This window comes from Faecalicatena sp. Marseille-Q4148 (genome assembly GCA_018228665.1).
In the GTDB taxonomy this organism is placed as follows: Bacteria; Bacillota; Clostridia; order Lachnospirales; family Lachnospiraceae; genus UBA9414.
Genome location: CP073692.1, coordinates 1,778,767 through 1,804,239 on the forward strand (window position 1 = coordinate 1,778,767; position 25,473 = coordinate 1,804,239).

Annotated in this window: 27 protein-coding genes and 4 pseudogenes; all 31 read right to left on the reverse strand. The window is 41.3% G+C overall.

The features are described from left to right. Positions 1 to 692: 692 nt before the first annotated feature. Complete coding sequence (locus tag KFE17_08400; protein ID QUO30935.1) at positions 693 to 1,541, reverse strand: SEC-C domain-containing protein; 849 nt, start codon at positions 1,539 to 1,541, stop codon at positions 693 to 695. Further along, entirely contained in the window at positions 1,534 to 2,067 is a 534-nt protein-coding gene (locus KFE17_08405) for a hypothetical protein (protein ID QUO30936.1), read from the reverse strand. Before KFE17_08405 ends, KFE17_08400 begins: the two co-directional genes overlap by 8 nt. A gap of 84 nt (positions 2,068 to 2,151) precedes the next feature. Beyond that, positions 2,152 to 2,576 (reverse strand): annotated as a pseudogene (locus KFE17_08410) (HNH endonuclease). Beyond that, a pseudogene (locus tag KFE17_08415) lies at positions 2,570 to 2,953 on the reverse strand (type III restriction endonuclease subunit R). Before KFE17_08415 ends, KFE17_08410 begins: the two co-directional pseudogenes overlap by 7 nt. An 87-nt stretch (positions 2,954 to 3,040) precedes the next feature. Next, positions 3,041 to 3,250, reverse strand: a pseudogene (locus KFE17_08420) (cell filamentation protein Fic). Continuing rightward, positions 3,249 to 4,862, reverse strand: a complete 1,614-nt coding sequence (locus KFE17_08425) for a recombinase family protein (GenBank protein QUO30937.1) — start codon at positions 4,860 to 4,862, stop codon at positions 3,249 to 3,251. Before KFE17_08425 ends, KFE17_08420 begins: the two are co-directional and overlap by 2 nt. A 98-nt stretch (positions 4,863 to 4,960) precedes the next feature. Further along, positions 4,961 to 5,107 carry a hypothetical protein gene (locus KFE17_08430; protein QUO30938.1) on the reverse strand — a complete coding sequence of 49 codons (147 nt, stop codon included), beginning with the start codon at positions 5,105 to 5,107 and terminating at the stop codon, positions 4,961 to 4,963. Positions 5,108 to 5,163: 56 nt separating this feature from the next. Beyond that, positions 5,164 to 6,012 (reverse strand): metallophosphoesterase, encoded by an 849-nt coding sequence (locus KFE17_08435; GenBank protein QUO30939.1) that lies wholly within the window; start codon positions 6,010 to 6,012, stop codon positions 5,164 to 5,166. 714 nt (positions 6,013 to 6,726) lie between these two features. Beyond that, positions 6,727 to 7,149 (reverse strand): sigma-70 family RNA polymerase sigma factor, encoded by a 423-nt coding sequence (locus tag KFE17_08440; GenBank protein ID QUO30940.1) that lies wholly within the window; start codon positions 7,147 to 7,149, stop codon positions 6,727 to 6,729. Between the two features lie 504 nt (positions 7,150 to 7,653). Further along, positions 7,654 to 8,046: a winged helix-turn-helix transcriptional regulator gene (locus KFE17_08445; protein QUO30941.1), complete on the reverse strand. Its 393-nt coding sequence runs from the start codon at positions 8,044 to 8,046 to the stop codon at positions 7,654 to 7,656. Positions 8,047 to 8,170: 124 nt separating this feature from the next. After that, positions 8,171 to 8,941: a response regulator gene (locus KFE17_08450; GenBank protein QUO30942.1), complete on the reverse strand. Its 771-nt coding sequence runs from the start codon at positions 8,939 to 8,941 to the stop codon at positions 8,171 to 8,173. A 187-nt stretch (positions 8,942 to 9,128) separates the two neighbouring features. Continuing rightward, positions 9,129 to 11,513: an FtsX-like permease family protein gene (locus KFE17_08455; protein QUO30943.1), complete on the reverse strand. Its 2,385-nt coding sequence runs from the start codon at positions 11,511 to 11,513 to the stop codon at positions 9,129 to 9,131. 14 nt (positions 11,514 to 11,527) lie between these two features. Then, a complete protein-coding gene (locus tag KFE17_08460) occupies positions 11,528 to 12,193 on the reverse strand; it encodes an ABC transporter ATP-binding protein (protein QUO30944.1) in 666 nt (221 codons plus the stop codon). Positions 12,194 to 12,198: 5 nt separating this feature from the next. After that, positions 12,199 to 12,459 carry a hypothetical protein gene (locus KFE17_08465; GenBank protein ID QUO30945.1) on the reverse strand — a complete coding sequence of 87 codons (261 nt, stop codon included), beginning with the start codon at positions 12,457 to 12,459 and terminating at the stop codon, positions 12,199 to 12,201. A gap of 182 nt (positions 12,460 to 12,641) precedes the next feature. After that, entirely contained in the window at positions 12,642 to 13,058 is a 417-nt protein-coding gene (locus KFE17_08470; protein QUO30946.1) for a hypothetical protein, read from the reverse strand. Between the two features lie 27 nt (positions 13,059 to 13,085). Further along, positions 13,086 to 14,117, reverse strand: coding sequence for a HAMP domain-containing histidine kinase (locus tag KFE17_08475; protein QUO30947.1), 1,032 nt, complete (start codon positions 14,115 to 14,117; stop codon positions 13,086 to 13,088). Then, a complete protein-coding gene (locus tag KFE17_08480; GenBank protein ID QUO30948.1) occupies positions 14,114 to 14,806 on the reverse strand; it encodes a response regulator transcription factor in 693 nt (230 codons plus the stop codon). Before KFE17_08480 ends, KFE17_08475 begins: the two co-directional genes overlap by 4 nt. A gap of 217 nt (positions 14,807 to 15,023) precedes the next feature. Then, positions 15,024 to 15,152, reverse strand: a pseudogene (locus KFE17_08485) (helix-turn-helix transcriptional regulator). 149 nt (positions 15,153 to 15,301) lie between these two features. Then, complete coding sequence (locus KFE17_08490; protein QUO30949.1) at positions 15,302 to 15,694, reverse strand: winged helix-turn-helix transcriptional regulator; 393 nt, start codon at positions 15,692 to 15,694, stop codon at positions 15,302 to 15,304. A 131-nt stretch (positions 15,695 to 15,825) separates the two neighbouring features. After that, positions 15,826 to 16,083: a sugar ABC transporter permease gene (locus KFE17_08495; protein QUO30950.1), complete on the reverse strand. Its 258-nt coding sequence runs from the start codon at positions 16,081 to 16,083 to the stop codon at positions 15,826 to 15,828. Positions 16,084 to 16,131: 48 nt separating this feature from the next. After that, positions 16,132 to 16,392, reverse strand: a complete 261-nt coding sequence (locus KFE17_08500) for a hypothetical protein (GenBank protein ID QUO30951.1) — start codon at positions 16,390 to 16,392, stop codon at positions 16,132 to 16,134. A gap of 144 nt (positions 16,393 to 16,536) precedes the next feature. Beyond that, on the reverse strand, positions 16,537 to 18,567 hold the full coding sequence (locus KFE17_08505; protein QUO30952.1) for an ABC transporter permease: 2,031 nt from the start codon (positions 18,565 to 18,567) through the stop codon (positions 16,537 to 16,539). 14 nt (positions 18,568 to 18,581) lie between these two features. After that, positions 18,582 to 19,247 (reverse strand): ABC transporter ATP-binding protein, encoded by a 666-nt coding sequence (locus KFE17_08510; protein QUO30953.1) that lies wholly within the window; start codon positions 19,245 to 19,247, stop codon positions 18,582 to 18,584. A gap of 78 nt (positions 19,248 to 19,325) precedes the next feature. Beyond that, a complete protein-coding gene (locus KFE17_08515) occupies positions 19,326 to 19,514 on the reverse strand; it encodes a cysteine-rich KTR domain-containing protein (protein ID QUO30954.1) in 189 nt (62 codons plus the stop codon). Between the two features lie 128 nt (positions 19,515 to 19,642). After that, complete coding sequence (locus KFE17_08520) at positions 19,643 to 20,293, reverse strand: ABC-2 transporter permease (GenBank protein QUO30955.1); 651 nt, start codon at positions 20,291 to 20,293, stop codon at positions 19,643 to 19,645. Beyond that, the gene (locus KFE17_08525; protein QUO30956.1) at positions 20,286 to 21,146 is read right to left on the reverse strand and encodes an ABC transporter ATP-binding protein; all 861 of its coding nucleotides are present in this window, start codon (positions 21,144 to 21,146) and stop codon (positions 20,286 to 20,288) included. The genes KFE17_08520 and KFE17_08525 overlap by 8 nt, the downstream gene beginning before the upstream one ends. Next, a complete protein-coding gene (locus KFE17_08530; protein ID QUO30957.1) occupies positions 21,139 to 21,522 on the reverse strand; it encodes a GntR family transcriptional regulator in 384 nt (127 codons plus the stop codon). The genes KFE17_08525 and KFE17_08530 overlap by 8 nt, the downstream gene beginning before the upstream one ends. 260 nt (positions 21,523 to 21,782) lie before the next feature. After that, positions 21,783 to 22,040, reverse strand: a complete 258-nt coding sequence (locus tag KFE17_08535) for a hypothetical protein (GenBank protein QUO30958.1) — start codon at positions 22,038 to 22,040, stop codon at positions 21,783 to 21,785. A gap of 129 nt (positions 22,041 to 22,169) precedes the next feature. Further along, positions 22,170 to 22,364 carry a Lar family restriction alleviation protein gene (locus tag KFE17_08540; GenBank protein ID QUO30959.1) on the reverse strand — a complete coding sequence of 65 codons (195 nt, stop codon included), beginning with the start codon at positions 22,362 to 22,364 and terminating at the stop codon, positions 22,170 to 22,172. A gap of 50 nt (positions 22,365 to 22,414) precedes the next feature. After that, a complete protein-coding gene (locus tag KFE17_08545; protein QUO30960.1) occupies positions 22,415 to 24,643 on the reverse strand; it encodes an ABC transporter permease in 2,229 nt (742 codons plus the stop codon). Next, positions 24,630 to 25,397 (reverse strand): ABC transporter ATP-binding protein, encoded by a 768-nt coding sequence (locus KFE17_08550; GenBank protein QUO30961.1) that lies wholly within the window; start codon positions 25,395 to 25,397, stop codon positions 24,630 to 24,632. Before KFE17_08550 ends, KFE17_08545 begins: the two co-directional genes overlap by 14 nt. Between the last annotated feature and the right edge of the window lie 76 nt (positions 25,398 to 25,473).

Here is a 25,473-nt window from a genome sequence, read left to right on the forward strand (position 1 = left end):
TGATTATATTATATGCATAAATGCGCAAAAAATCAATCGTAAAAATTCACGATTGATTTTTCAATTTATTTTTAATCATTTTTTCTTTTTCGTCCGTTTCGACTATTAAGCAGACCCTGATAACAGCAAATCTATACTCTATTTAACCTTTATATTTCATTTTAACTTTTGAAAAGTTAAAACGAAATATTTTGAGTTAAGACTTTTATAATTATTTTGGTGGAATTGATATGTGAATACACGCACAAATTCGGTCGTAAATTTTTACGATTGCTCGAATTTCAGTCGTAAAAATGGGCGCATTTGTCTCTACAATACTTCCAAGGTCGTCCATCCGTCACACCATATCCATTCCCTATTTTTATGCAGATGCACACTTTTAGGGAATGGGATTTGGATTATACGCTTTTCTGGAAAGGATTTTTGCAACCTGTAACAGTTTTCCGTTCTAAAGAGGCCACTTTCGAAACTTTCAAAAATTTTCATTTTTGAAAGCGGTATGTTTTGACTTAATCGAATAAGCACGAACTCAGAACCATGCAATTAGAAGCAGGCCGTTGTTTCCTTGCAAGGCGCTGTATGACATCTTTGTGCACTGTAGAGTGCTGTTGTATGATTGGTGAGCCGCACATCCCTTGGACGATTCCACTCTAATATTACGAAATAAAAGCTGTAACCATACACGCTATATTTTATTTCCATGTCCCAAAATATCCAACAAATCTATTCTTATTTCTATTTTTCAAAGACTGCTTCGTAAAAAATATTTTATGATGATCCATCAACTCATCTTTGGTTCCTAAATGACACTTTTTATACTTTTTCCCCGAACCACATGGACATTTTTCATTGCGACCTACATCCTTATATTCCGGCTTCATTACTTTGACTGTTTCAATATAAAACTCATCATACGGACTTTCAATTTCTTTCATAAGCGTTTCCAACATACCATAATCATATTCTTGATCTGGTAATTTCACATAGGAATACTTATCAAATGGGTCTGTAACAATACTAAATGCTTTAAACTCCATATCGACTACTTTTCGCAGGCATACTTCTCCCATATAAAGTTTACCAACCTTATGTCCACACGGATGACGTAAAGAAATCGGTTGTCCACAAATTGAACATACTTCTGATTTAATAACACACTCTCTACTGAAAAAATGGCAATACGGAAATAACTTCTGATATTCCTTAATCATTCGACCGATAAAAACCATGTGATACTTGTCATCATCTAATGTTACATCAAAGTTCTCTTCCAAGCTTCCTAATGCGATATCAATACTATCAAATGTAAGCCATGCATCCTCATATTTCTGGTTCTTAAGATCGTATACTGCAGAAACAAACCCTTTTTGAATTTTAAATATTTGCCGCAAACACCAACAATAATTAGCGCTTTCTTCATCCTGATTTAAAATTGCATTTTGACGTAATTTTTCTATTTCTTCGCCTAAAACATTATCAAAAGCAATGTTTTTAATTGATAAATACTTTTCCACATCGACAATTTTTAAATCTTTACTCATTTGAAAATAAATCCTTTGCAGCTTGATCTAATGCTTCTTTTATACCAGAAACGGGACCTTCATATATAATTTTCTTGCTCTTTTTAGTTGCTGTTTCTTCAGCAATGATTTGAACTTTTGCAGAAGTATCCTCTGATTTTCTATGATACTTCTTAACTAAATCGTATAAAAATGAAGATATTATATTTACTGCAATCGGAAGGACTACCATTTGAACAATTATAGGTGCAACTTCAATCACCGCAGAGTGTAACTCAATGCGTTTAAAATCCTCATCCGATATTGCAATATCAACAATAACTTCATCATTCGGAAATTCTCTGATAAAGTCCAAAAATTCTCTTGTTGTTTCAGGAAAAAGCACATCCCCTTCATCACGAAAATTTTCATTTGGAATGATAAGAAGATTCGCCTTTTTTATTTCATCCAAATATTCCATTGGAACATATTCTTTTTTATAAATCTTTTCAAATGTAACATTAGAATCTGTTACGTTTAGAACAGTATCAAATATTTCATGTTTCATAGAAATTTCTCCATTTCTGATTCTCTGTCTTCTTGCAAATTACAAATGGAGGTTCCACGCTTAAACCGCAGGCACCTCGCACACTTACCAGCTATACATATCCAACAGAATGTTTACAAGTTCATCAGTCCTACTTTTAATTTTATCGACAGTCCATTCGGTTTGATTTACAACACCCTTGTTTAAATACAAACCATTCTTATAACCAATTTCTTTTGTTTTATCTTTGGATGTTCTATCTTTTTCTGTTCAAATGACATATTCGATAGATTCTGATTGTATCCAGTAATAGTTAAGTTGCCGATTGTATGTACATAATTTGCACGATGCTGCTTTGCTAATGCTGTATCTCCGCCAGCAATCATCTGAACCCAAGGTGCGGGAACATTTTCTCCTTCTGGGAAGATATGTTCAATAGTCCAAACATATTTTTTGTTATTGTCTCTTGACCAAAGATCTGCATAGATTTCTTTTGTTTGATGTTGTGCCTCGATACTGCACAGAAGAATTCATTATAATCAATTCCCGTCGGATCTTTCTTTATCTGTTTTTCAAGCTTTTCAGATACTTGCTCACCTTTATCGTTTGTCAAACATGCATATTCAAATAAAGCCGCAGCAGCTAGATTTCGAAACAAGTATTCACGAGTGGATTTAGACAATTCTATCTCATTTAGATCAATGGAATTAAAGAACCCTTGTCGAAACAGCTGTGTCAATGGCTTACATTCACAAGCAATTTTTAGGAAAAGATACACTTTGATAGCCTCAATCTGAGCATCACGCATCTGTCCTGTTTTGTCTATATATTCAATTAAATTTTTAACAGTGCACTGCTCTGATTCATACCATTGAGTGCACTTATTTTCTATCATTTTATAGAACATGTATTTACTCCTGTCTTTAAAATGTATCTCATCTATTTTTTCTTAAACTGCAAATCTTGCCCTTTAGCTTTGCATTTTGAATCTCTTTTAATACGCAATTCTGAAATAATCCAAATACGCTTTATATTTATCCTGTGCGGTCAGACAGGTATCTGTCAGATAACCTCTTTCATTATTCCATTCTTTTAATCCTCGGTAGTAGAACATCTTCAGATTATCTTCGATAATAAACGGCACAATATTGTATTTCAAACATTCTTTAAACATAATCAGACGGCCCACACGGCCATTGCCGTCAGGCGATACCACATTGAGACCCCGCAAGAAAACGATAGTTAATTTCCACTCTTTGCTTACGATCTTTGCCGGTTCCCTCTGCCTGATATACATAAATACTATCAATCAGCTCCACCAGCATAGAACGGTTCAGTTCTGTTACTGTTTCATACTTACGAATTGTTTCCAAAAATTGATTGGTACTCTGTGTTTTCTTTTCTTCCGCTCTGATTTTAGTTCTTAATTCGTCTCTTTTTTGAGCAAGTTCTTTCTGCTCACTTTCATAAGCTGAGGACATCTTTTCAAAGCGTTCATCAGAAATCTTACCGAGTGCATTCTGCTCAAAGAGCTTCATAATCACACTATCAATTTCTGCAATCCGTTTTTCTGCTACTTCCAAGTCTTTCTCGAACTGTTTGATTTTCTTACTGCCGCCTTTTTCGCTCAATTCGTGCATTTCCTGTATAAACTGATCTCCTAAGGCTTCCATATTCTTAATATGCTTTTGAATATCACTCATAACAATCTGTTGCAACGCCTCATAAGAAATGGCATGGGTTGTACAAAGATTGCTATTCCTTACATAAGTTCTGCAGCGAAAGCGAGGCTCCCTTCCATTTGGATTAGAAAACGCCATGTTGCGACCACAATCCGGGCATTTCACAAGACCCACAAATATATTAGGACGTCCTGTTTTATTCGGCTGTTTTTTTACACTGATGAATTTCTGCACCAGTTCAAAGGTTTCTTCATCAATGATCGCTTCGTGGGTGTTCCGTACTATGATCCATTCTTCTTTCGGAACTGCAACCGGCTTCTTATTCTTAAATGATTTGGTCTGTGTCTTATGAGAAACCATATGTCCCAGGTACACTTGATTCTCCAAAATCATCTTCACATTCTTTGCTACCCAATCCGTTGGAAACTTAAATCCTGTACTTGTTTCCAGAGTGCCGTTCTTCATTGCCCTGTATGCTCTCGGAATCAGAACACCATCCTCGCACAAGGTTCTCGCAATCTGATGAACGCTGTTGCCCTGTTTCGATAATTCAAAAATTCGTTTGACAATAGGTGCTGTATCAGGATCAACCAATAGCTTTCTTTTGTTCTCTGGGTCCACCACATAACCATAAGGTGCAAATGAACCGCAGAACCCACCACTCAATGCTGTTGTCTTTTTTACGCTTCGGATTTTCTTTGATGTATCACGAGCATAATACTCATTCATAATAGATTTAAACGGCATCATCTCGTTTTCATCAAATCTTGTATCGACATCATCATTCAAAGCAATAAACAAAATATCATTATTAGGAAAGATTTCTTCCACATAATACATGAACATGGCATTGTTACGTCCAAAACGTGACATATCCTTTACCATGATACCGCTCGGTTCCGGATCGTCCATAGCATCTTTAATCATACGGTTCAGATCCGGCCGGTTGAAGGTGGTTCCAGAATAACCATCGTCCACATATTCGCCTATCACTTCAAATCCTTTTTCCTTAGCATTGTACCTTAACATCTGCAACTGATTGGTAATGCTGTTGCTTTCCTTATCCGCATCCCCATCGTCTTTCGATAAACGTGCATATAATCTAACTCTTAGTTTTGTCTGCTGTTTTAACATTTCTGCTCCTTTCCAACAGCAAACAAACTGCTTTGTACTTTATAATTATAACACGTTTAAGCACTCTTTTCAGCAATTTGCTCTACTGTTTTTTTCAATCAACGGGTATTGTTTTCCTGCTCAATTTCTTTCTGGATCAGTCGTTTAATTAAATACTCCAACTGAACCGTACCGGAAAAAACGGAAGTTACATAAAACGTTGTATTCCCAATTTGGACTGCATTCTCCTGTTTAGGATTTTCCATGTGCTCACCTCATTTCCAGGCAACAAAAAAACACCATCACTGGTGTTTTTTTGCTCCTATATATTTACAATTCTTCGTGCATATACTCCGCTTTTTAAATCTATCTCTGCATAAACCATACTACTATCGCCAAACTCTGTCTGCCCTGGCTGAATACAGGTTGTAGTACCTATCTGATTCATCCATGATCCTTTTTCTGTATCAGGACTTTCGTGAATATGCCCGTGCAGAGAAAGTAACGGCTGTTTGGCTTTAAGGAACTCATAAATATCTACTGATCCTATATCCAAATCCTGATATAGAAGCTGTCCCAAACGCAATCCGGCAGGAGGCATGTGCATAACATATACCGTTTTCTTCGGACTCTCCGGTTCAGGCAGTTCTTTCAAAATTCCACACATCAATGGAAGTTCTGTTTTGGAATACTCCAACCAGTCAAAAATTCTGTCATAACCATATTCATTCGATATACCGGCAAAAAAGCTAAGTTGTCTTTGGGGAATATAATCTGTCTCTGTAACAACTCGATCCTTACATCCAAAGGGATGATCCAAAATCTGATTCATTCCAATAAATTCATATTCGTCAATGCGGATTTTTTTACCTGCTATATTATGAACATTTGCGAATCCCCCACAAGTCTGTTCAAAAAGATTATCCACAGATAGCAAATCGTCATTCCCCAGCATATTAAGGTATGTAATGTTATGTTCTTGCAATATGGAAAAGTAATTACTTAGAAATCCTTTGATAAATAACGGTTGTTCTGTATGTCTTTCTCCCAATTTTGGAAGCATATCTCCACCATTCACAATAACTCTGATCTCTTGTTTCATAGCTATTTCTAATGATTTTCTGTATTTATTTTTATCTCCATGCAGGTCTGTAACATAAAGTATTTTCATGCTGTATCTCACTCCTTATATCCTTTAAGCATTTGCATCTTGATTGATTATAACACACAGCAACAATACTTTCAGCAGTTTCCGCCGCTATGTTTTCCACCTGTAGTATAGATCACTTTCTTCCCACATTTTTATATCTTATCATCAAAACCACATGAATAGGTCGGATCTATGGTTATTGCACACATAAATCCGGCCCATTATATCTGATTTCGATTTTACTGCCGTATTTGCCACGCACCCCGGCAAGTCCTTCTGTTATAAGGACGGGGCTGTTACAGGCTGCGGATAGCGTCACCGCATCATAGTCCCACATACGCCGCCGCTTTGCCAGAGCAAGCAAACGCCGCAGGAACTCTCCCCAAGTCTTTAGGAAGCTGTGAAGAAGTACCATTATGATCTGCGTCGTTATCGCGTCCGGCCTGCCACAGCCGGTTTCGTAGGTTGCGTTTATCGCTCGGACAGCCTGGATCCATCACCTCCTTAGGCCGCCTGTCACCGCGCCGCCCCATCTGCCGCTCGGAACACAGAATGAAGTACCTGTAACAGCGTATATTCGGTTGTCAAGGAACAAGCAAGGGGCATGGCAGACAAATTGATATTGCAGTTGGGGTGGGAGGATGTATATGCTTCCTTACCACACCCGTCCAGCTTGTCCCGCCGAATATGTCCCTCTACTATTCAGTACATTTTTAGGGGCAAAGTTGCCGTCTGTTATAAAATTTCTTTGAAATATTTTTCCAGACTACGCAATCCGGCTTCGATAGAACGGGTGATCCGGCTTTTGTGTGTTCCTTCCGCTTTGGCAATATCTGCTTTGCTCATGCCAAGAAAAAAGTGTGCATAGATTCGTTGGCGCTGCTTTACCGGAAGTTTGGAAAGACCTTTATAAATCAACTCCGTCATTTGGCGCTGTTCCCAAATTTCTGCCGGGTTAAGAGGCTTTTGCAATATCTCACGCTCAATACCTTCGTCTCGATCCAGAGAGTAAAATGCTTTATAGCGGTATGTACGAATCCGATAGGCTTCTTCCAACAACATATATTCCCGAAGCAACAAAGCAACTTCATCCGGCACCTCAACGATCATGTCCTGTGTATAATACGGGTAATAATCCCGAAGATTGATTTTCTTCATAGTAATTTCCTCCAATTTCGATGTTTGAGTTGATGGCAAAAATCGAAATCAGAGGGTGGGCTGCGGCAGCGATAAGGTCTAAGTCTCTTTCTGATTAAAAAAAGGGTACAAAAAAGCGCGCCCGTACAAAGAACAGGCGCGCCAAAGCAGCAGTATAAAATTTTTCCGGGAGGTTGACAGCGAAAATGCTCAAACTTTGTCGAAACCAAAAACGCCGCAATCCATACGAGCTGGACTACGACGTATAGGTGACTGAATGTAAAGCAGTTTATCTGCAGATCTGTGTTGCATAGACGCATAGACATTTCCTCCCATCAAGGAGGAACCTGAATCGGCTGCTTGATACCTCCTTGGGAGAAAATTATATCGGTTATGTTTCCTTTATCAGTCCGCAGATATTCGCTTTTTACTCTTTATATTCGCAATTTTCTACATATTCCGCTCTTAGAATATATGCTGCAAAAAGCAAGCCCACAAGGGGAAACAACACCTTGTGGGCTCATGTTATAGATGTTCAAATTTATAGCCGATCCCGGCGACACTCTCAATATAGTTTGGAAGATCCGGTTCAAAGCGCAACTTCTTACGCAGCTTACTTATATGATTATGAATCGCTTTTCTCGAATAGAAATCACAATCCTCTTTCCAAACCAAATCGGTAATCAGTTCGTAAGTAAAAACACGTTTGGGATTGGCAATGAGTAATGCCAGTATATCAAACTCCTTACTTGTCAGGTTGATAATCCGTTCACGAACCCTGACAGTGCGGTGTTCCAGGCATAGATAAAGCTCGCCTTCTTGTATTTCTGTCAGAGGATTTTTCTCTGCTGTGGAAGAAGTGTGACAGGAATTGAATACTGTTCCATGACAGACTCCTTGCTCCAAAATATATTGCATTAGAGCATTCTTTTGTTCCTCGTTAAGAAGCAGAAATAACTTTTCGCCAATCTGTTTGCCGGATTCTTCTATATCAAAAACAGCTAATGTCCCATCACATCATCACCTCCATAAAATTTTTCAATTACTCCACAAAGAACAAAACCTGCCGGATCAGCTCCGGGATATTGACCGGGGCGGTGATATAGTCGTTCACGCCCTCATGCCGGTATTCATATTCCGTGGCAGGGTCGTTGTTCTCGGTGAGGATAAAGAACGGCAGAAGCCGGACAGGGGGATTCTTCATTTGGAACATCCCCGCCACCCGCCGTAGCGTATGAAACAGCTCCATTGCTGTGCCGTCCGGCAGTTCCAGATCGCACAAGATCAGTTCTATTTCCTTATCCTCAAAAATCCGGCGCTTGGCTTCCCAAATCGAGGAAACCAGAATCAGGTCAAAGCCCTTTTGTAGCATAGCAGCCCGCAGCACTTCGGCGCTGGTATCTTCTGCATAGACAAAGAGCAGCTTGTGAAAAGTCGGGGCCTTTTCGCCGGATAACTGCCGGTAGGCGTATTCCACCAGCTTATCTTGTAGTAGCAGTCCTTTCATTTTGTCCATGCACAGCGTCGCGCCCCGGCGCATAGCTTCCTGTTCGTAGTCGTCCTTGTCATGACAGGACGCCAGAATAAAAGGCAGCTCCTTGTCTGCGGCCCGCACCTCGTCCAGAAAGTCCATGCCGGAACCGTCCGGCAGGTCGAGATCACAGCAGACCACCAGCGGCATTTCCTCTTGGATGGCGGTCCGCGCTTCTTTCAGCGTACAAGCCGTTTTTACCGGGTAGCCCCGGTGCTGTAAGTATTTTTGCAGGCACCATGTATAGGTGTCGCTGTCGTCGATCAGCAGTATCTTTTTCATGTGTCCTCACCCCCAATATTGATTTACCACAAGCATAAACTACAAATGTTACACAAATGTCCGAGGTGCCTTTGATTTCGACAGAAAAACAGGCTGAATTGTTACAACGCTCGGACATTTCAAAAATTTCTTTGAGAAATGGCGAAAAAAGCGGGGCAGCACACGCCGCCCCGCCGATCCCATACGGCTATTCCATCGTCCTGATTTGCTCAACAAGAGATTGCTTTTTCAGATTTCCAGTTGTGTAAGAAATCAAGGTGAATTGCACAATCAGCAGGATTGCTAAATATATCAATACGATCAGCCACGGAAATGAATAGTAAAAGTATGGATTCATCGTTTTCACAACGACCTGTACGGATAGGAAGCCCAGTCCAGTCCCCAAAACCAATGTTACCAGCGTAGCAAAAACTGAATACATTAACCCCTCATAGCACAGCATTTTGATAAGCTGCTTTTTACTCAAACCAATCGCCTGTAACATTCCAATTTCCTGCCTACGGGATAAGAAGTTTGTGATTGTCGTATTGACAAGGTTGATTAAAGAAAAGCACACAACAATAACAGCCACGATCAACAATACCCCGAAAGAAAGTTGTTGAAGTCCGCTATAATAAGTGATACTTTCTTTTATGGTTTCCATAACCAAATCGCTATTTCCGTCTATCAGTTGATTTAATGCAGCTTCTACCGTATCATATTTTTTCATATCGGTAATTACGGAAATCGTACCTGTGCAATCTATCCCGGTCGCTTCATTCATAAACTGCTCCGGAAGCGCAAAGCATTTTGAGAAGCCGGAGTAAGAATATTCGTTTACAATGCCCATGACGGTATAGGCCTTTGTGCGAATTTGGCCGGATTCGGTTTTATAGTCCACTTCGACGGTATCACCCAACGCAGCCTCAATATCATAGAGATCGGCACGCTCTTGAAGCAAGACAATTCCATTGCCTGCCACCAGTTCATCATAATCAGTCGTTCCCGCAATTCGCTCTTTCTCCAAATTCTGCTGTTCATCTCGGCAAAAGCCCTGAATCCATTTTCCAGAATTACCATTTACACGATATTCTGCGTCCGTGTAATACCAGTGCTTGATTCCTGTAACGCCATCAATAGATTCTACTGCATTTATAAAATCGGCATTTAGAAAATTCTTTTGCTGCAATCCAGACAAAGAAATACCAGCAGTGTCCCACGATTGATTTGCGTTGAGCTGAATGTTAAATTCACCGACAGGGAAAGCCCTGCCTCTTGCCTCTGCAACGCCATCATAGGAAACTAACATTGTCGAAATCAATACAACCAATACTCCGCCGAGTGAAAGAGAAAGTATTGTTAAAGTGGACTTTGCCTTTTGTCTGGACAGATTCATTTTAGCAAGTGAAGCAGGCGTTATTTTACGGTGCAACACGGAACTTTCTTTCATTTTCCCCTGATAATCGGAATATCGCAATGCTTCCAGCGGAGATACTGCCGCAGCTCTTTTTACAGGAGTATGAATGGCAATCATCACAATAATAAATGCAAAAAGGCCAACCCCGACCGTCACACATAAAGTAGTCAGCCAGTACCAACCGGCAGGAATCAGGAAGTACCCAATCACATTTCCAATAACCAAACCAATCGGGATAGCAATGGCAGCAAGTAATTTCCCCTCGCGGTAAACCATCTTTTTGATCTGTCGTTTTGTAGTTCCGATTGTGCGAAGCTGTCCATAGTTACGGATACTGCTTGCTACTGAAATATAAAAAATCGAATAGATCACAATGCCGGAACCAATGAAAGTTACAAAACCAATCAAGAAATAGAACAGCATATCGCTTCCGTGATTTTCGTCCTTTAAGTTAAAATATGTGGAACGGACAATCACATTATCATCGGAAATTTTTAATTGCTGCGCCAGAGTGTTTGCATAGTTGGTGGCTTCTTCCTCGCTCATATTTTGAGCGCCTTTCAGCCCAATGTAATAATCAATCATGCCCTCGTCGCCATACTGCTGTCTTACTAATTCTTTCGATATAATGGCTGTATAGCGCCCAATATCGCCGGTTTTCACATCTAAGATTCCCGTCAATTTGAAATCATGGGTAGTGCCGTCAGAAAAGGGGATTTGAATTGTCTGTCCCAATTCATTTGAATAGCCCAAACTATCCAAAAAGGATTCTTGCACTACAATTTCATTCTCCGAAGCTGGTAAATCTCCCGAATAGGGCATACTTTGGGATTTTAGCATATCTGCATTTGCATAAGTAAAATTCACGGTTGAATGGTTTACCTGTTCAGAAAATGCGTTGAAAAATTCTCCAACCCACGCAATTTCTTCTTGCTTGTATAGTTCCTGTCCCTGTTGTTCAGAAATCGCATGATACATAATCTGCGCTGTTTTTTGGTTGCGGTTCTGCGTTTCCTGCATAACCCCAAAGCCATAGAGGACAATAGCAGATAGCAATGCGCTGGCAAGTGCAATCGTCAAAATAATAAAGATATTTCTTTTTCGATTTGCCGATATACTGCGGTTTGATATGCGCTTTACTATGCCGCTGGTATCATTTTCAAAAGGCCATGTCATAGCCTGCCACCTCCTTACTCCACAATCTTTCCGTCCTCAATGCGGACAATCCGATCTGCAAGGCGGGCAATGTCGTTGTTGTGGGTGATCATCACAACGGTTTGTCGGAACTCCGCACTGGTACGCTTGATCAGCCCCAGCACCTCGGCGCTGGTCTTGCTGTCAAGGTTGCCGGTGGGCTCGTCGGCCAGCACAATAGCCGGTTTGGTGATCAAGGCCCGGGCGATAGCCACACGCTGCTGCTGTCCGCCAGAAAGATTGTTCGGCATATTTTTCAGTTTATCTTCCAGTCCCAGCAGGTGAACGATCTCGTCCAAAAACTTCTGATCCACCGTGTCCCCGTCCAGTTCCACCGGCAGGACGATGTTCTCATACACATTCAGGATCGGAACAAGGTTATAGTTCTGGAAGATAAAGCCGATGTTGCGGCGGCGAAAGATGGTAAGCTGTTCGTCGTTCATCTTCGACAGTTCTTTGTCCCGGACAATCACATTGCCAGAAGTAGGGGTGTCCAGCCCGCCCATCATGTGAAGCAGGGTAGACTTGCCGCTGCCGGAGGTTCCCACAACGGCCACAAATTCGCCGTCCTCCACGGAGAAGTTCACACCGTCAAGGGCGCGGGTGATGTTCGGCTCTGTGCCGTAATACTTTTTCAGGTCGATAGTCTGTAAAATGCTCATAAAATTCAATCCTTTTTTTGTTTGTTGTAAATGCGGAACGCTGCTGCGCCGGTGGCCGCCAACTGCACCAAAATCAGCACAGCGAACAGGCCGAAGCTCTCATAGTAGAACAGTTCATCCCAAAATAGGAGAACATCACAGAGAGCAGTCAAGGCAACCGTCCAGCGGATGTGCCGGGCCAGCCATTGCCGGAACACCAGCACAAGGGCAACGGGCGGGACGATCAGCAGCGCCAGATTCAAAATCAATGTCGGGGTCAGTTCCATTGCGTCGCCTCCTCACTTTTGTTGATAAGGGTATTGTAAAACCCAAATGTCCGCGAAATGTTACAGCGGCCAAAAAATTTCATTGAAAATCGGGGTGAAATGTTACAACGCTCGGACATTTCAAAAAAATTCACGGCGGACAGCCGGAAATGGTCGTCCGCCGAATCATACTACACAATCTTTTAGATAGATTGATTGTGAAATAATTTCAATCCAATCACCACATCTATCATAAGTTCCACAATGAGAATTATACTAATGGCAACATTAAAATTACATAGGTTATATAATCCGATATAGATTTCACAAGTAAGAAATACAACTTGCAGACACAAATTTAAGTATGTCACTAAATGCTCGTTAGTTCTATTCCACAATCTAAACAGGAACATTGTAAAAATAGGTTTTCCCGTAAAAGCAAAAAGCACTGACAATACCGGCACCAAAAATACATAGTAAGAATCTACTGCATTGCTGGGGGATGTACCTACCCATTGAATTGCTATTTTATCAGGAACAACGAAAAATAAAACAATAGATAAAATAACATTGATTATTAAGATGATTGTTGTTGCTTTGCAAAAATTGATTTTTTTCATGGTGTTTTCTCCTGTTATAAGTGTGCTTTATTTAGTCGGCAACATAATGGAAAATTCCGAACCCTTGCCCGGCTCCGAAACCACTTTGATATAGCCGCCCTGCCGTGTTACGATCTCGCGGGCCAGATACAGGCCAATGCCCACGCCCTGCTGTTCGTGTACTTCTTCCTCACGATAGAAGCGCCGGAAGATGGCGGCCTGATTGCTTTCGGAAATGCCCTTGCCGGTGTCGGCTACTTTGATTTCCACATACATTTCCCACAGCACCACCGACACAGCGATTTTCCCGCCTGCCGGGGTGTACTTCACCGCATTGTCCAGCAGGTTAAAAAGGGCTTCGGATGTCCACTTGCTGTCATGGAAAACGGTCAAATCCTCCGGGCAGTCCACGGACACGACGATTTCCTTTTTCTCTGCTGCATACACAATTCCACTCATGGCCTGTGCCACGGTATCAAAGAGGCGGCCCGGTTTCTTATCCAACTGGATCACGCCCGTTTCCAGCCGGGAAGTTTTCACAAGGGCCTGAAAGAGAAAGTCCAGCTTATCCGTCTGGCTGCGGATTCCCCGGATAAAGTCGGTGCGCTCCGCCTTGGTCATAGGCTTTTCCAGCAGCGTGTCCGTCGCCATTTTCAGATTGCTTACCGGCGTTTTCACTTGATGGGAAATATCCGATACAAGGGTCTGTAACTCCTGCCGTTCCTCGTCCACCCGGCGGCGGTTCTCCTGCATGATCTGATAGAGCCTTGCCAGCCGGTGTCCAATTCTGGCAAGCTGGGTTTCGCTGTCCTCTGGCCGCTGGGGCGCTTCATTTCCGGCGATCATGTGGTCTAAAGTCTGGCATAGGTCAGCGGTAAACTGCGACAGCCGCTTTCCAAACGCCTGCGTCAGTACAAAAATCCCCACAAGGGCGCACAGCAGCAGCGCCCCGCCCGTCAGCAGCACCGCCGTCTGTTTTGTCACAAGAAACAGGGCTATGGTGATCCCGGACATGGAAAGGACAAGCCCCATTGCTACCCGGCCAAACAGCCGCTTTACCGAGAGGTTTTGCAACTTCATTTTGCCTCGCCTCCCGTCCATTGATAGCCCATGCCGTAAACAGTTTTGATGTAGGGCGCGCCGCCGTCGGATTCGATCTTACTCCGAATCCGGCTGATGGAGGTTGTCAGGGTGTGTTCGTCCACAAACTTCTCGTCTATATCCCACAGCTTTTCCAAAAGCTGCCCACGGGTCAGCACTTGCCGGGGATTTTTACGGAACAGGTTCAGCATTTTGTACTCCATCGGGGATAGGGTCAGGGGCTTGCCGTTTAAGGAAGCCGTCTGCTCCGAGAAGTCCAGAAACAGCCGCCCGTCGTCGTAAATGTCCTTGGCCGGTTTGTGGTGTTCCAGCATGGCGAACATGGCTTTGATTTTTCGCTGCAAGGCCCCGATCACAAAGGGCTTTGTGATGTAGTCCACCGCGCCCACCTCATAGCCCCGTATCTGGTCGCTCTCCTGATCGTTAGCGGTCAGGAAAATCACAATGGTGTCCGGGTGCTGGGGCTTTATCAGTTTGCACAGCTCAAAACCGTTGCCGTCCGGCAGGTTGATGTCCAGCAGCACTAAGTCAAATTCCCGCTGGCGTATGGCTTCGGCTGCGGTTCTGGCGTTTAGGGCAGAAGTCACGCCGTAGCCGTCTGCGGTCAGGTTATAGGCCAACATCTTATTCAAAAAACTGTCGTCCTCGACAATTAAAATCTGCTTCATATCCTCACTTCCTTTTCTTTTTGCAAATAGTATAACAGGCAAATGTCCGAGAATTGTTACAAGGACAAATATATTTATCATTTTACAGCTTTTTTCTGTGTACTGCAATTTTATAAAAGAAAGGACAGCAGTATCAAATTGCTGTCCTTGCGGTTTATTATAGCTGGTAGTGTATAAGCGTGGGTTCATCATATTTGGTGTGGTATCTTTAACTATGGGAAACTCCCGTTTCCCATTTTGAAACAGCCCCTTTAGAAACACCCAAATGGTTAGCCAGTTCATCCTGTGTAATGCCTCTTTTGTGACGATTTTTAATTAGGACACGGCCAATATTTATCTCTTTCATAATTACTCACCTCATATATCATTATTATAATGAAGGAAAAGAGCAAATACAATGGAGACGTGTTTCACTTTTTTCAAAAAAGTTAACTATTAGGAAACACCAAGAGCGTGTAGTGCGGAAAGAGAAAAACAATACCTTGTGGGCTCATGTTATAGATGTTCAAATTTATAGCCGATCCCGGCGACACTCTCAATATAGTTTGGAAGATCCGGTTCAAAGCGCAACTTCTTACGCAGCTTACTTATATGATTATGAATCGCTTTTCTCGAATAGAAATCACAATCCTCTTTCCAAACCAAATCGGTAATCAGTTCGTAAGTAAAAACACGTTTGGGATTGGCAATGAGCAATGCCAGTATATCAAACTCCTTACTTGTCAGGTTGATCATCCGTTCCCTAACCCTGACAGTGCGGTGTTCCAGGCATAGATAAAGCTCGCCTTCCTGTATTTCTGTTAGAGGATTTTTCTTTGCTGCGAAGGAAGTGTGACAGGAATTGAATACCGTTCCATGACAGGCTCCTTGTTCCAAAATATATTGCATTAGAGCATTCTTTTGTTCCTCGTTAAGAAGCAGAAATAACTTTTCTCCGATCTGCTTGCCGGATTCTTCTATATCAAAAACAGCTAATGTCCCATCACATCATCACCTCCGTATTTTAATAAATTTATTGATTAGAGTTCAATTCTTGCTTTCGATGGCTTATCTTCACAATAGATAACTTTAATCGTTGTTCCCTTGTCAGGGACTTTGTTTCCTGCGCCAATCCATTTTCGGCAGATGTAATCTTTACCGTCTATCGTATATTTGACCTTGATAGTATGCGGAAAGGCTGCGCCATCCATCGCATGAACGCGGGCAGGTTTACGATTCACTTTTAACCACCATTGTTTTGTAACTGAAATTACAGTTCCCATTGTTTCTTTTTCCATAAGTTATACCTCCAATGATATTTTTGATTGATGATACCTATTTTCTACTCAGCCTTTTCTTTGTTTGTAGTAAAAGCGGAACGCTGCTGCGCCGGTGGCCGCCAACTGTACCAGAATCAGCACGGCAAACAGACCGAAGCTCTCATAGTAGAACAGTTCATCCCAAAACAGGAGAACATCACAGAGAGCAGTCAAGGCAACCGACCAGCGGATGTGCCGGGCCAGCCATTGCCGGAACACCAGCACAAGGGCAACGGGCGGGACGATCAGCAGCGCCAGATTCAAAATCAATGTCGGGGTCAGTTCCATTGCGTCGCCTCCTCACTTTTGTTGATAAGGGTATTGTAAAACCCCAATGTCCGCGAAGTGTTACAGCGGCTAAGAAATTTCAATGAAAATCGGGGTGAAATGTTACAACGCTCGGACACTTTTATATTAGTTGGGTCTACTTCCTTAGTCTACAATCCGTAATCTCTCAACCAACGGAGTTTTTTGTAAACTGTAAAAAGCGGAAATAGTAATCATCAAAATAATCAGAACCACCACAATGCAATATACAGTAAACAATGCTAATGGAAATGTATATGACAAATAGAAAATCCCTGCACTTATCAAGCCTTTTATCAATATCTGCCCTAAAATAATTCCCAATATCAGAGTAAGTATCAAGCTCCCTATCGCCAATACACAACTTTCGCATAGTGCCATTTTTTCTGTTTGTTTCCTAGTCATACCGATGGATTGAAACATAGCGTATTCCCGCTTTTTTGTTGCGATATTTGTAATGATTGTACTTGCGAAAGTAATGATACTAAAAAGCAGCAAGAATAGTGTTACGCCTATGATAGATATTCCTACCTGCCTTATAGTAGCTTCTTTTGAAGCAATCGCTTCTTGCATAGTCGTCAGTGTTAATCCATCTGACATATCCACTAATTTCTCTAAAGATATTGTGGTGTGTTCCAATCCGGTATCATTTGCCTTTACAATCAACCTAATAGAAACATTAAAAGAAACCGAATTTTCTGCTATCAATTCAGTGGGCATTAAAAACCAGCCGCCATAAATTGCTGTATTTGAATACAGATCACCATCTAATATGCCTCCCACTGTATAAATTTTTTGGGTGCCATCCCCAAATGTAAATTCTACTGTATCGCCTTTAGAAATACCTTCTACACCATTTACAGCAACGATCTGGTTAGATTGAACAAGCTGTTGGTAATCCAAATCGCCTGATTCGCTGAATTGCTGAATAGAAGCAAAGTCATTAGCGGTAATAATAGAAAGTTGATCTTTGCCTGTGCTATTTTTCCCTGCCCAACTAATATCTGTTTCAACAACTTGCTTTATATTGCTAATGCTTGGAAACTCCATTATCTTTTGTTTGAAGTTTTCAATCTCTGAAACTTTCTCGCTGTATTTACCAGTAGTTTCAATCGCAAATTGTCCATACTGGTAGACATCTTTCTTTACAATAGACTCTGGATCAATGGAAGCGGTGTATGTCGCAGCTAAGACGAATAAAAGCCCGCTTAGACCCAAAGAAAGCACAGAAACTAAAATGCTTTTCCAGTGTGATGTTATGCTTATGATTGCTAGCCCCAAAGAAGATAATTTTCGTTTTTCTTTGTTAGTAACCTTACAATCAAAGCGTTCCATCATATATTTGCTGGAAAGGATCGGGGAAATGCTGAGGGCTATTTTTGTAGGTCTATTTAACGATACTTTTACAACGAAATTGATGATAAGACTAATGATTATCCCCCAGAATACCGCAGCGATCCAATCCCAACCATCAGGTTGCAACAAATATCCAGCAAGGCCGCCAATCAGTAGACCAATCGGAACCCCAATTCTACATAAAATTTTTCTTTCGTAGCGGATGATTTTCTTTGTTTGCTGCTGTGTCATTCCGACAGTACGAAGCTGCCCAAATTGCCGCACTTGATTTACAACAGATAAATAGAAAACATTGTAAATTACTAAAGCACTCACAATTATAATGAAGATTGCCACCCCCATAAGAACCATGTTTTTCTGATTTAATAGTCCTCCGTTAGGCAAACTATCTATGAATAAGTCGTTTCTTGTTACATGATGAATGTCATATTTTGAAGATATATTATCGACCGCAGAAGAAAAACCATATTGCGTCATTTTTGTGGCATCAACAATGGTAATTGAAGCATCATACCCGTTTTCTGTTTCAGTTACTTTGATGGATTCGATATTTTCCTCTGAATACAACAACTCAATTTGCTGCTGGGAAAGATCATAAAAAACAACTTGTGGCTGCCCTTCTGCCATTCTATCTTTTGTAGTTTCATATCCGCTTTCAAACATAATCAACATCATGAGTAGTGCTGTTGCAAAGACTATCGTAGTAAGCGAGAAAACCTTTTTAACTCGGTTTTTATCTATATCGTTTTTAGCAATTTTTTTCGTGATAGCACTGGTATCATTCTCAAAAGGCCATGTCATAGCCTACCACCTCCTTATTCCACAATCTTGCCGTCCTCAATGCGGACAATCCGATCTGCAAGGCGGGCTATGTCGTCATTGTGGGTAATCATCACAACAGTTTGCCGGAACTCCGCACTGGTACGCTTGATAAGCCCCAGCACCTCGGCACTGGTCTTGCTGTCAAGGTTGCCGGTCGGCTCGTCGGCCAGCACAATAGCCGGTTTGGTAATCAAGGCGCGGGCAATCGCCACACGCTGCTGCTGTCCGCCGGAAAGATTGTTCGGCATATTTTTCAGTTTATCTTTCAGCCCCAGCAGGTGAACGATCTCGTCCAAAAACTTCTGATCCACCGTGTCCCCGCCTAGCTCCACCGGCAGGACGATGTTCTCATACACATTCAGGATGGGAACAAGGTTATAGTTCTGGAAGATAAAGCCGATGTTGCGGCGGCGGAAGATGGTAAGCTGTTCGTCGTTCATTTTCGACAGCTCTTTGTCCCGGACAATCACATTGCCGGAAGTAGGGGTGTCCAGCCCGCCCATCATGTGAAGCAGGGTAGACTTGCCGCTGCCGGAGGTTCCCACAACGGCCACAAACTCGCCGTCCTCCACAGAGAAGTTCACGCCGTCAAGGGCGCGGGTGATGTTCGGCTCTGTGCCGTAATATTTTTTCAGGTCGATGGTCTGTAAAACACTCATATTCAAAACTCCTTTCAAGGCTTCCTGTTGCTAATAAAAAAGCAGAGCCAATCATAGAAAGAGTGTTCTCCTTTTATGTTATCGGCTCTGCGGCTGTGCGTCTGGCGCTTTGATAACGGTTATATGGAATTGCTCAATGTCGATTAGACATTCACTTTTGCATTTTGGACAAAAGAGAGGAAAATTTTTTAGAATGGTATCTTCCCGGATTTTGTCGCGTGTTTTATTCCCGCAGACTGGGCAGCGGATGAACTCTGTTTTCTCCATATTGTTCACTCCGAATTGCGATCATTCTTTTTCTTATCCCGATATTTCCGTATGAGTTTATTACGGATAGGAACGCCAACACCAATCAAAAGCACAACTGCCAAAATTGTGAAATCCATACAATCACCTCACATTTCCTTATTCTTCATAACCCGAATGGACAAGAAGATTGAAACCGCATACATCACGACAATAGCAAAAACCGCAAGGAAAACGAGAAGTATCGGAGAAGATTCAACGACTGAAATAATTGAGTTCCCGATAGCTGGCATTTTAGAGAGAAGAAGTAAAGTCACCAAAAAACCGGCCACTGGAATATACATAAATACCCGTCCTTTGATTGAGCCGTACTTGTAATATCCCGGAATCTGGAACACGGTATAGAGTGCAAATAAGAATACTCCTGCAATAGCGGCAGTTACAATATCAAATACGCCAACTGTTTCACCCAGTACTTTCAAGACAAGCGGCTGTGCAATCAAAGAAATAATCAAGGAAAGAAGCCCCATTGCAAGGACAAAAACATAGCGTCCGATCACAAGCTCGCTTTTACGAACAGGTAAAATACCAAACAGACGATCCATGCTGTTTTTTTCTGTGATGGAAAAGGTATATCCCGTCGTCATGGCAATAAAGCACATAGCAAATGATACCCCTGTCAGCAAAGAACGATTGATTGCGGCAAACACAATCGGCAGGAGCAGGGTAAAGCAAATCGTCTTAAAATATGGTTTTACCAATGCAATATCTAATTTTGTGGATTTCAAAATATTACTCATAATCGTCACCTTTCTTGCTTGTAAACACTACAATTTCATCAATGGTGGCAGGATCAACGGTCAGGTTAGGGAAACCGCTAATATCTTCGGTTTTCATCAGAGCCTCAAATCCCGTAGGGAATGTACGAATACCAGCCGCCTTATTTTTCAGATCATCGGACAGTTCCTCAATTCCACCTTTTACAATGCGGAACATATCTACAAAATCATCTTTGCTGCCAGTAAAAAACAGCTCGCCATAACTGATGTAGGTAATATAATCGGCTGCACGCTCCAAATCGCCTGTGATATGGGTGGAGAACAAAACACTATGCTCGCCATCTTCAATATACTCTGAAAGAATTTTCAAAAGTTCATCTCTGGAAACCGGGTCAAGTCCACTGGTCGGTTCGTCAAGGATCAGCAATTTGGCGTCGTATGAAAACGCACAGGCAAGCATTAACTTCATCTGCATACCTTTGGAAAGTTCTTTTACCTTTTTGGTTGGTGCAATGTGAAATTTCCGTAACATATCCGCAAATTTCTGGCTGTCCCAATTTGGATAAAATACCGAAATGGATTTTTCAACCTGCGACACTTTCCAATCATCACTGAAATAATTTGTATCGAAAACAACGCCCAGCTCTGATTTTACTTTTTGTTCTTCTGCGATATTATCCAGCCCCATCACTTTGACTGTGCCGCCGGTGCGCTTGAGCATATTCAAAATCAGTTTGATTGTCGTTGTTTTGCCAGAACCATTCGGGCCGATCAAGCCCATAATATATCCCTTTGGCAAAGTAAAGCTGATATTGTGAAGTTGAAAAGAATCAAAAGATTTTGAAAGATTCGTTACCTCTAAATAATTAGTCATCTGTTTTTACCTCCGTTAAAATGTCCAAAAGGCGATGTAATTCCTCTGTGGATAGATTTGCCATTCTTGCAGCTTTTATTGCTTCGGTGAGATTGTTTTCTACTTTGCAAATAAGCTGCTCCTTAATCAGTTCTGAACCAGACCCCATTACGAAACATCCACGCCCCTGCACATTTTTAACAAAGCCCTCTTGCTCTAATTCTGTGTATGCCTTTGTCACTGTTAAGACGCTGATCTTTAAGTCTTTGGCAAGTGTTCTAAGGGAGGGCAAAGTTTCTTCGGCTTGAAGCTCGCCAGATAAAATAGCCGCCTTGATCTGCTGTTTAATCTGCTCGTATATGGGGACGCCAGATACATTTGAAATAATCAGTTTCATTGCTGCATCCTCCGTGTGTTTTAACTGTTATGCTGTTATGTATAACAGTATAACATGCAAGGCTCCAAAAAGCAATATAGTTTAAGAAAAGTTCATAATAGCAAAAATTGGTCGGGATAATAAAATTACTATCCTGACCAATTTCTTTTAACAGGAAGTGCCTATTTCATCCGCTAATATTCCATCCAACTTTATTCCACAAAAAACACCCCGCCTAATCAGTTCCGGGATATTTACCAGAGTAGTAATGAGGCTGTATTTTACTTTCTTTGTTTGCAGTAAATGCGGAACGCTGCTGCGCCAGTGGCTGCCAACTGTACCAGAAGCAGCACAGCAAACAGACCGAAACTCTCATAGTAGAACAGTTCATCCCAAAACAGGAGAACATCACAGAGAGCAGTCAAGGCAACCGTCCAGCGGATGTGCCGGGCCAGCCATTGCCGGAACACCAGCACAAGGGCAACGGGCGGGACGATCAGCAACGCCAGATTCAAAATCAAGGTCGGGGTCAGTTCCATTGCGTCGCCTCCTCGCTTTTGTTGATTTATAAATAGGAATTATATATACCCGAAAGCCGATTAACATAATCAGCGTAATATTTGAGGGAGGACAGAAACAACTGTCCTCCTGTTTGGAAGTGTTCAGCCTTATTCGAGGACTTGAGGGTTTTCTACATAAGAACGAACTGCTGTACCACAATTTTTGCAAATTACATGAATCAAATTTTCGCCTTTAAGTGTCAAAGCTTTATTTGGTTGAACTTTTGCATAAGTGGATTGAATCCCCTCAACAACATCTTTGCCACCACACCACGGGCAAACATACTGTTTCTGCTCATTCATAGAATTCACCTCCTTTCTTGTTAACAAGGTCATTGTAAAACGCAAAAAGGTCAGGCAGATGCAGACTTATTAAACAAGACCCATGTACTAATAAAGTAACTAATTAAAAGGACACCCAAAATAGCCAACACGATCAAAAGTTGCTGTACCAATCGCTGTACTCCGATATACACTGCAATCTGCATATGAAATCCTACAAACAAAAATACAAGAAATGCGCCAGACAAGATAAGGGCCAGTATAACCGGAACACCAAACCATACAGCTAATTGTTTCAAAATCAACTTTCGTATATGGGGTTCTTCAACGCCCATATTTCTTAGAACCCGAAAACGATATTTGTATTTCCCGGAATCTGATAATTGCTGCAAAGCCAAGATAGTAAAACAGGTTACAAACAAGATGATTGCGCTATATGTCAATCCAGTTTGCATAATGAAAATAATAGCAGAATTATCATTAACCTCGATTGTCCGCATGGTAATGTTATAAGTTACAAGCGAATCAGTAAGACTTGAATTTTCAAAGTATGATTTTAATTCTTGAGCAATATCATAAGAAATTGTTTTATCTGCCATCATATACCGGAATGTATTAGCTGATGTCAGTTTATTGCAAATGTGATCCGGTACAATATATATCACACTTTGAAAATTATAAAAATCTTCGCCTAAGTCTACTGTATGTGCAGAAATATCAGCAAGCTGTAAATCGCCTCCATCAGTTTTAATAGATTTGTGAGCTTCAAGATACGCCGAAATTGAATCTTGGGGCGTTATGGAAAGCCACTGGGTTGTAAATTCATGATCCCGTAAAGAAATTTCATCATAACCTGCCATCTTTAATAGATGGTTATAGTCGGACAAAGAAATCGCTGTGATGGGTGAGGCATTTTTCCTGCTATTCTCCAGTTGGTTATAAAAGTCAGTTTTGTTTACAAAGTATGTCTTAAAAGAGCAATCATCACGAACAGAAATATTCTTTTCAATGAAAGAATCAAGAAAACTATAATCCGTTACAGGCAGCTCTTTTTCGGACTGTATGCCGATATAACCAGACTGCATACCAATGTAGTCCGAAGAAATCTGTATATCAAAAGGAACTCTTTTTTCCAAAAAACCTTGTGCCCATCCAACAAGGAGTGGTGTTACAAAAAATAATGCCATGGACAATGTAAGTGTGAGGCAAATCAAAGTCATTGAAAGTGTTTTCGATTTTAATTTAGATAACAGTTGTCCAAAAAAGAACAGATTTTCTTCTTTATACTTCTGGCGTTCTTTGATAACCAACAAGTAATTACTAAACAAAACGAAAAATACACTCACTCCAAATACAACACACCAAAACAGAAATCCCATATAAACATTAAAAGCACCTTTATCCATCGGCATTGCAAGGTACACTTTGAAAACTGGCAATATGGAAAGAATAATCAGTTCCAACAGGCCAATACATTCAATCAAAAAGAGCTGCTTTACTGTGTTTTGTTCTTTTCTTCTGAATCTTTCCCTTATATGCGTAATCAACATCAGAATTGGTACAATAATGCTGATTGCAGACCATATTTTGATTACCAGTTCAAATTCTCCGTTAAAGTAGTAAGACAGGGTTCTAATATTATAAAAGGTAATCAGCAGATAAAGGACAAAATTTACTGGAAAGAGTTTGTATATCCATTTGTGGGGGGTTCCCAATATATCATTTTTTCGATCTGCATTTAGCATATCAATTATCTTTATTTTTCGTATCGTGCGAACTTGAGATAAACCAACTGTCGCAAAACATATGCAGAAAAATAGAATCGTCAAAATGATTGTATCTGGAAAAAGCATAAATGAAAATTCAAATGGTTTATGATACATTTGAAGCAGCATAGCAGTAATGAATTGAGAAAACACACCACCTAATCCTATCCCCACAATAAGCGAAAAAATTCCCATTATTAGTGATTCTACAAAGAAAAGTCGAGCTATCGTTGATTGCTCCATTCCAATAATACTCTGAATTGCAAATTCTCTTTTTCGCCGTTGTATCATAAAGTGGTTTACATACTGCATAAGGAACATCAGCAATACGGTAATCAATAGAATCGCATATTTTATTCCATCACCTAATATATCTAAATTAAATTCTGCTCCTATATTCGGATCATAATAATTGCTGGAAATGGAAAGAAAAGCATAAAACATAGATATACACGCCGTCAGAGTGACAATATATATCAAATAGTCTTTTGTAGATTTCTTTACATTTTCAAGTGCTAATTTAGCGTACATCATTCACGCCCCCTCCCATCATGGTAAGGACATCCAAGATTTTTTCAAAGAAAACCCTACGAGAATCACTGCCTTTGAGAATTTCCGTGAAGATCGCACCATCTCTTAAAAAGAGAATACGATTGGCATAGCTTGCCGAAAAAGCGTCGTGTGTTACCATCAGGATTGTGGCGTCAAGGCTTTCGTTAATACTCTGGATTGTGGAGAGCAAGGCCTGTGACGAGTGACTGTCTAACGCGCCGGTAGGTTCGTCCGCCAAGATCAGCTTAGGCTGGTTGATAATAGCTCTGGCACAGGCACACCGCTGTTTCTGGCCGCCGGACACCTGATAGGGGTATTTATCCAGAATATCCGTGATATTCAGCTTTCCGGCCATTTCCCGCACCCGCCCATCAATCTCGCCTGCGGGAACCTTGTTGATAGTCAGTGCCAAGGCAATGTTTTCCGAGATTGTCAGAGTGTCCAGCAGGTTAAAATCCTGAAATACAAATCCAAGATTCTCCCGACGAAACCGGGCAATCTGTTTTTCGTTGATTTCCGTCACATCGGTTCCGTCCAGATAGATATGTCCCGCACTGACGGTATCAATGGTGGAAATACAGTTGAGCAGGGTAGTCTTGCCGGAACCGGATGCTCCCATGATTCCTACAAATTCTCCCTCCTGAACGGAAAAGCTAATGTCCTGAATTGCTTTTGTAACATTCCCGCCATTTCCGTAATATTTTTGGATATGATCCAGTTTCAAAATTTCTTTCATTGTTATCACCTCTGATCTCTATTGTAGAATAAGAGTGGCTTCGTTTGTATCAAGTTTTCTTACAAAGTTCTAACAA